This window comes from Nitrosomonas sp. Is37, assembly GCF_033063275.1.
Classification (GTDB): domain Bacteria; phylum Pseudomonadota; class Gammaproteobacteria; order Burkholderiales; family Nitrosomonadaceae; genus Nitrosomonas.
Map to the genome: position 1 here is coordinate 145713 of NZ_JAWJYP010000003.1, position 6922 is coordinate 152634.

General features: G+C 47.6%; 6 protein-coding genes. 3 read left to right on the top strand and 3 right to left on the bottom strand.

Annotation, left to right across the window (positions count from 1 at the left end):
- Nucleotides 1–70: 70 nt before the first annotated feature.
- From R2Q26_RS02700 to R2Q26_RS02710, 3 genes are read right to left on the bottom strand one after another with little or no spacing between them, the layout of a single operon-like run.
- Complete coding sequence (locus R2Q26_RS02700) at nt 71–2875, bottom strand: Hsp70 family protein (RefSeq protein ID WP_317534858.1); 2805 nt, start codon at nt 2873–2875, stop codon at nt 71–73.
- Nucleotides 2872–4722, bottom strand: coding sequence for an Hsp70 family protein (locus R2Q26_RS02705; protein WP_317534859.1), 1851 nt, complete (start codon nt 4720–4722; stop codon nt 2872–2874). The genes R2Q26_RS02700 and R2Q26_RS02705 overlap by 4 nt, the downstream gene beginning before the upstream one ends.
- Complete coding sequence (locus tag R2Q26_RS02710) at nt 4719–5291, bottom strand: DUF2760 domain-containing protein (protein ID WP_317534860.1); 573 nt, start codon at nt 5289–5291, stop codon at nt 4719–4721. Before R2Q26_RS02710 ends, R2Q26_RS02705 begins: the two co-directional genes overlap by 4 nt.
- Before the next feature lie 607 nt (nt 5292–5898).
- On the opposite strand from R2Q26_RS02710, the gene R2Q26_RS02715 reads away from it, so the two are divergent.
- The 3 genes from R2Q26_RS02715 to R2Q26_RS15440 form a co-directional block, all read left to right on the top strand.
- Nucleotides 5899–6138, top strand: coding sequence for a Tom37 metaxin N-terminal-like domain-containing protein (locus R2Q26_RS02715; protein ID WP_317534865.1), 240 nt, complete (start codon nt 5899–5901; stop codon nt 6136–6138).
- A 72-nt stretch (nt 6139–6210) separates the two neighbouring features.
- The gene (locus tag R2Q26_RS02720; protein WP_317534861.1) at nt 6211–6546 is read left to right on the top strand and encodes a glutathione S-transferase C-terminal domain-containing protein; all 336 of its coding nucleotides are present in this window, start codon (nt 6211–6213) and stop codon (nt 6544–6546) included.
- Between the two features lie 270 nt (nt 6547–6816).
- Nucleotides 6817–6922, top strand: a 106-nt coding sequence (locus tag R2Q26_RS15440; RefSeq protein WP_411182311.1) for a transposase, incomplete at its 3' end; no start/stop codon positions are given.

Below are 6922 nucleotides of genomic sequence, written 5' to 3' on the forward strand. Positions count from 1 at the left end.
AAAATTGATTTTTCGCAGCGCCTTGATGTCGAATCAAGCTCTTGAATTCAATATGTATGCTTTTGCAATTTTAATGCACCAGGCGCAGCCCGGGTGGCAGGGACTCCCCATACATACTCCGTTCGTCAGCCTCCTGGAGTTCAGTGGGATGCTTAACCATCTCAATCCATGATTCTGGACATTTAACTTTTTGTAAATATTGGATAATTTGCGCGCGCAGCTCTGGTGGAATATCCCGCTCCCGATCTCCACTCATGCGTGCCAACATGGTGGCGGCAAAGGCAGCTGGCTGGATCTTTTTCCAGTCCAGTTCGATCACCATTTGCAGCCAGTTGGCGGCAATCTCTGCTGGCACAACATTATGTACACTGCCATAAAACGGCACTCTTGCCCCAATGCGTCCTATGGCCCACCAGGTTTGCTGTGATTCTGATGCTTTTTGAAGGCGCTCCAGCAACCATCCTCCTACTTCGATTTTACGTTCCGCAGGCAAACGCTCCAATGCTGCGACCAGGCGTACCATATCATCATAGCCTTGAGGCTTTGCTCCCGGTGGTCGTTTTTGGGTACGCCTGCTGGGTTGCAAATCATAAACAATATCATCAAGAATCTGGCATTGAGCTGACTCGCTTAAACCACCGCTCACGCGCCGCCACAGGGTCCACCATTCCGCCCATACCGCTGCTTCGGTTGTATATTGCAATCCTTGTTCATAAATGGACCATAACTGTTGCACTCGCCAATCATCAAGTGGATAACCAAAGCCAGGGCGTAAACAAAAGCCAATCAAATTAAACCATAATCTTTCATGCGCTGCGGAATAACGACGGCGCTGACCACATTCCCATAGTGTGCCGAATAATTCCCGTAGTAAAGGCGTATCCCAATCATCGCGCTTGCCTAAAATTTTCTCCAGATCAAATCGTAAGGTTTTTATGGTCTTGGGACTGATCTTTTTTGATGGTGGACCATATACTAAACCTAGCAGCTCAGCTGCTTCAGGGAAACGAGGATGTAATGTACTGGGCATATTGGATACTAGCCCACCCTTGCCGCCACGCAATTGAAACTCCAGTTTCCAACGCTGTGAAGGCTTGTCTTGGGCGACACAGGCCATTTCAAGAGTACCGACTTCAGTCAAGGTGGTTTGTAGCTGCACCGGCACTTCAGCCGTTTGCAGCCGTGTCGCATCTTTATCCTGAGTTAGTACCGTGGCGATGGGAGGCAGCGGAGTAAACTTGATGTCATCCAGGGTAACGATATCTCCTGGATTGAACGTTGTATCACTAATGGATGAGACCAGATGAAAACGCACGGGCTCACCAATCCGTAAGGCAAAATTACGTTCAGTCAATCGAATCGGTTGGTCTTCTTCTGTCCCACGCGGCAAGATACACACAGCTTGCTGCGCTTCTTGTTCTGCAGCAACCTGAATAAAGTAACTCCGTGCTGAACCACCACCAATTCGGATACCCTTGCCATGACGCGCCATGACATAAGCAACTGCGCCACGGGCCACTGCAAGATCAGGATGCGTGTTGAGCAATTGTTGTAACGGTGCACCGCGCCACTGCGCCAATATATCTAGCAAGCGCTGGGATAACAAGGCACTGTTAAAAATGCCGCCATTGAGCAAAATAGCATCTGGAATTGGAATGCTATCATCGAGCGGTGCAAGCTCGCCTAATGCCTCTCGCGAAGCCTGAGCATGCAGTATGAGAAACGCAGCAATATGTCGGCTGATGGCCGGATCAGATACGTAAGGCAACCCAAATTCAACAATGCCTCCGCGGGTGCGTTGCGGAAGCTCATCCAGCGATGTGATCGGTAAAAATCCATCCAGCAGCATGTGGTGTACCGCCTCGCGGTTTAATTCAGTTGACCGCGCTCCGCCAATCAGCTTGGCGCCTGTGCCCAGAATGGTCACCATGATTTTTTCCGGTGCTTCGGCACTCAACAAGCGCTCCTTGGCATTACGGCATTGCTGCATCAGTTGCGACAGACTGGCTGCACTTAGTGGTACACCGGGGGTAACCAACTGTCCTTCCGCCACATGTGCAAGCGCCAGATCCATGTTATCACCGCCTAGCATAAGATGGTTACCCACACCAATACGTGTCAGTTGCGCCTGGCCATTTTTGAGCGTGACCTTAATCAGGGTAAGATCAGTGGTACCGCCGCCCACGTCACACACCAGAATCAGGCGAGTATCCACTAATAGGGTATTCAATTCCTGTTCATGGCACGCTAGCCAGTCATAACAGGCGGCCTGTGGTTCTTCGACCAAACGCGCACTGGTAAGACCTGCCAGATGCGCAGCCTCTACAGTCAATGCCCTTGCCCCTTCATCAAAAGAGGCCGGGATAGTAATGACAACTTCCTGCTTTTCTAATGGATGCTCAGGAAATTGATGGTTCCAGGCACTGCGTACATAGGCCAGATAAGAGGCGCTGGCATGTACCGGGGAAATTTTGTCGATACCTTCAGCACCTCCCCAGGGCAAAATCGGTGCCATACGATCTACCGCCGCATACGACAACCAGCTCTTTGCACTGGCAACCAAACGACCCGGCACACGCGAACCCAGTTCACGAGCCAGCTCACCAAATACCGCCCTGGGTTCCTGTGGATCGATGTAGTTTAACTGCCATGGCAAATGAAGATCGCGCTCAGCAAGTTCACCTGCTGCAGGATGATAACGTAAAGAAGGTAACAACGGCCGCGCGGCTACTTCACCGGGTGCGACCAATTGTTCAATGTTAAATAATTTAGGAGTGGGTTGGGGCTCGTTTAGGTCAGCGTAGGCCGCAACAGTATGAGTCGTACCCAAATCGATACCAACGATGTAGCGGGATAGATTTTTTTCTTTACTCAAAGCTTGTTTTCCACACCTCCACGCACATCAAATTCTACTTTCCAATGTTCACCACTCGGTGATACTGCCTCTAGATGCAAGGTACCCATTTCTGTGATAGCCGCTTGCAAATGTACCGGAACCACTTCCCCTGGCGAGCGATTCTCAGCAGGTAGATTGATTTCGATTTCTTCCAGCTCCTCTATTTCTTCTGGTAACCACTCATCTAACATCATGCCCGCTTGATCTTCACGCCGCACCGATGAACCGAAAAAGCGAAACCTTACCGGCTCGCCGACAACCAGGCCAAACTCTTGGCTAGGTACTTCAGCACGTGTTCCTTCCTCCATGCCAAAAGGCGCAACGCACAGTATCTGGATAGGAGGTTCAACACCGGGAACCGCTGGCATGGCACTTTCCACACCGATATAATATGATTTGGCGGTACCACCACGAATACGCACGCCCTGACCAAGTCTGACATGACCATAATAAGCAGCGCCTTTCGCCACGGCGAGGTCTAAATCCGCACCTTCCAACAAACGCACATTTGGAGCATTTTCCTTTTGTAACCAGCTATTTATCACCTCACTCACGCGTTCAGTCAGCAACTGGGCTTTAAATACCCCCCCATTAAACAGTACTGCTGTCGGATGCAAAAAACTTGCACCTCCTGCTAATGCATTTTCAAAACCCGTTAATTCTGCGGTAGCACCTGTTTGTCGCGTCAGAAATGCTGCTAAATGCCTAGTAATGGCAGCGTCCTGAGCATAGGGTAATCCGAGTTTGGTTAGTGCACCACGGGGCCGTGAGATCAGTTGTGCCGACACTTCCACTTTTGGAAAAAAACCTTCCACGATTGTTTGCGTCACCTCAGCACGAGTTAATTCAGTGCGCAAGGTGCCGCCAATTAAACGCGAACCCCGGCTGGGAACGACAACGGGTACTGTTTCCACATTTAGATCATTGAGCAGGATTTCCTTCGCAGCACGACATGCGTGAGTCAAGCCATGCAATTGCCACGACTCTAGACGAGTGCCTTGATTAGCAAGTTTAGAACCAATCACATGTGCTAACGCCAGATCCATATTGTCACCGCCTAGCAAGATATGATCCCCTACCGCAATGCGATGCAAGACGAGATTACCTTCCTGTTCAGTCACCGCAATCAAGGATAAATCAGTGGTGCCCCCACCCACGTCTATCACCAGAATGATATCCCCGAGATTTACCTGTTTACGCCAATCTCCTCTGGTCGCTTGTAACCAGCTGTATAATGCCGCCTGTGGTTCTTCCAGAAGAATAAATTGATCCAGTCCAATCGCCCGCGCAGCTTCAGCAGTCAGATCCCGTGCCGCGGGATCAAAGGAAGCAGGAACAGTAATTGTCACCGACTGTTGTGCTAAGGGTGCATCGGGATATTTGTAATTCCATGCATCGCATAAAATTTGTAAGTAGTGAATGGAAGCCTGCAAGGGTGAAATTTTTTCGATTTCATCGGGAGCATCCAATGGTAAAAGAGCAGATCGCCGATCCACTCCCGGATGACACAACCAGCTTTTTGCACTGGATACTACCCGTATTGGTGTACGCACTCCTTGACTACGTGCCAATTCACCCACTACATACTGCCGCTCGCTATCCCATGGCAACAATAAATCATTTTGTGCAAATTCATCGGGATGAGGTAAATATAAAAAAGATGGAAGTAATACTTTCTCTTCTACGTTACCTGGCGAAGTCAGTTGGGGTATGCCCATGATTTCTTGCTCCACCATTTCTCCCTGACTTTGCACCAAATCCACAAATGACAAGGCGCAGTGCGTCGTGCCTAAATCAATACCTACGCTATATCTTGCTTCATTCACAATTCTATCTCTGCCGGAGCTAATACTTTCACATCATGACCTTCTGAGAGTTTTGGCAAGGTAATATTTTTAACTCGCCAGCCACGGTGAACTAAAGTACCACTAAATGGGGGTTGTCCAACCACATTACCAGTCAGGCGAATGGCTGAGGCATCAAAACCCGCCTGCAAAGTCACTCGCGCACCTTCTTGTTCCTTACGCACAGGTTCAGTGGTTATATGATCATGCAAGACTTTACGGCACCCCTCGTGCACCACTCTGACTGCTGCACCAATGTCCGCATCGGAAAACCGCGTGACATCTTCCTCTATAAAATCAATGAAACGCCCCTCTTGCTGCAATAGCCCTAACAACTGCAGCGCCGAATCGGGTGGTGCCTCCTTCAGTATCGGCGCTACTGCCTGAGGCTTGACTTCCATGGGATGTGCCCCACCGGCTACAGCGGGGATTTCACCTTTACCTATGCGCAAGACAGCACCAGCAAATTCCTTATTAAAGAGGAAGCGAAAGTAAACACCGAATGCAAGAAAAAATCGAGCAAAAAATCCTGGTACAGGAGGCTCACTCATTGTCCTCTCCTTTTTATTTTTAAGATGAGGTTATGCTATCACGTATCGTGTGCACAGTGGTCTTGCCTATAGGATAAACAGCGTCGAAAGTATAGAAGTCATTAGCCATAAGGGATCTGTCGGGAAATTCAAAAAAACTGATAGAAACAAAGAATCCAGCAATGTGAGCCAAGGAAATCGAAAAATTAGCGGAAGCTTTTCCTCAAAGAAACCTTTTCCACCTTCAATTTGCCTAACTTGGCCCATTGAGGGCGGATTTATCCTATGTATGGCACATACTTAATTCGATCAATCCCCAATGTCATAAGCCGCTTGAGATTGAATACCAGCGTGCGGACACCCACCTGAAACTGCACTTACACCAACCCGCGATAGCGAACGCCTTGCCCTACACTCGTAAAACCGCACACTCCATTTCGTCCAACTAAGAAATCTAAGTCAAAGTAATTGCATCACTCAGATTCCAGTAGTATATTGATTTGCATATTGCAAGTTATTAATTAAAGTATTTTTGATCGTATTAATCATAGAAATTACTGTCATATTAAAACTTTATCAATTCGAGCGCACATGGGGAATCCCCAATTTGAGCCCTTTCTGCTGCTAAATAGAAACCTATTTACGTATGGTAGATATTAACTATGAAATTAAACCAACGCTGCCATTGACTGCTCTTAAAGGCAAGCTTCCGTATATCAAGGATAACGATATAATTTTGGGAGATTCAGCTTTCATCATTCTGCACCTAAAAGCACACTATAAAAATAATCTGGATGAACAGCTGAGTGCAGCAGAGCTGGCATTATTATTAGCAATGCAGCGCTTGCTTGAAGAATATCTATTCTGAGTCGTTTTGTATTCTCACTGGCAATATACCCATTCCAATTGGCAAATTAACAAGTAAGCTATTTTTGGCGGAATGCCACCTGTCATTCGTAACATAGCAGCCGATTATTACCGCTGCAAGATCAAACAGCAGATTCATGGACATGGGATGGGCAAGCACAGAGCTGTCGAGATCTTTACACGCGGCATACATGATATTGATGCGTTATCAACCTGCCTCAATGACAAAAAATATTTCCTGGGTAATCAACCTACCACATTGGATGCCAGCGCCTTCGGCATGCTGGTTAATACGCTGAGATGCCCAATCGAATCACCCCTCAAGGAATATGCGCTAACGAAAAATAACCTGATTCAGTACGTTGATCGGATCACGGCCAATTACTATCCAGATCTCCTCACTGCATAAAGCCATAGCACCCCCGCTCCCATCCACTTAACGTATCGGAGTCCTTTACATTTGATTTTGAATGGGTATGTTCCTTCCTTTCTCAAGTATCAAAATAGAAAAGGTTCGAAAAAAATTGATTATCTCCAGCCCTAAGAAACTGTTTGGAAATTCCGAGAGCTAGCTGATGTAGCGATTTTTGCTGTTTGTTAACATTCACCATTTTATCAATCAACCAAAAAAAGGAAGAAGCGTTATCCGAGCAACCTAAGCTCTGGGGCGTGGTATTACTTGAAACCCCACCTACCGGTATCAGCAGCAGGAAGGCCGAGAGAGGTAAGTCTACGCCAGGTGGTAAATGCAATTTTGTATGTTTTAAAAACAGGTTGTCAATGGC

What these genes read in the sequence shown, in the direction of transcription:
- R2Q26_RS02720 (WP_317534861.1), top strand. Translation starts at nt 6,211, where the DNA reads ATGCCACCTGTCATTCGTAACATAGCAGCCGATTATTACCGCTGCAAG.
- R2Q26_RS02710 (WP_317534860.1), bottom strand. Translation starts at nt 5,291, where the DNA reads ATGAGTGAGCCTCCTGTACCAGGATTTTTTGCTCGATTTTTTCTTGCA.